Source organism: Ensifer sp. ENS10, from assembly GCF_014852025.1.
Lineage (GTDB): Bacteria > Pseudomonadota > Alphaproteobacteria > Rhizobiales > Rhizobiaceae > Ensifer.
In genome coordinates this window covers 1-432 of record NZ_JACVAS010000045.1, presented here as the reverse complement: position 1 = coordinate 432, position 432 = coordinate 1, and the positions used below count along the sequence as shown (strand labels likewise).

Here is a 432-nt window from a genome sequence, read left to right as displayed (position 1 = left end):
CTGGCGGGGTGGCTGCACCCGTTCCCATTCCGAACACGGCCGTGAAACGCCCCAGCGCCGATGGTACTTCGTCTTAAGACGCGGGAGAGTAGGTCGCTGCCAGGTCTGCAAAACGCAAGAGAAACAACCGCCGCTCCCCTTCGAGGCATCGCCGAGAAGGATAAGGTAGCGGCGGAAACAAACCGAAACATCTTCTCGACACACACTTCGGCCCTGCCGAACACGGGCCGCCACCAAGCGGCCCTTTTGTTTTGCTAGGATCGACACGGATAACACGAGACAAATCCTACCGATTTGCTCGGCAGAGACAAACAACGAGATTTTGCTTCGCAAAACTCGGACCGGATTAAACGGGATTTTGCCTTCGGCAAAACCCGGAAAGAGCGGATAAATCCCATAGGGATTTACCGCGATGACGGATAAACCGCTTAG

At 55.6% G+C, this 432-nt stretch carries 1 rRNA gene; it reads left to right on the top strand.

The annotated features are described in order from the left end of the window. Window positions 1–105, top strand: a 5S ribosomal RNA gene (gene rrf, locus IB265_RS36300); the annotation flags it as partial. Between the last annotated feature and the right edge of the window lie 327 nt (window positions 106–432).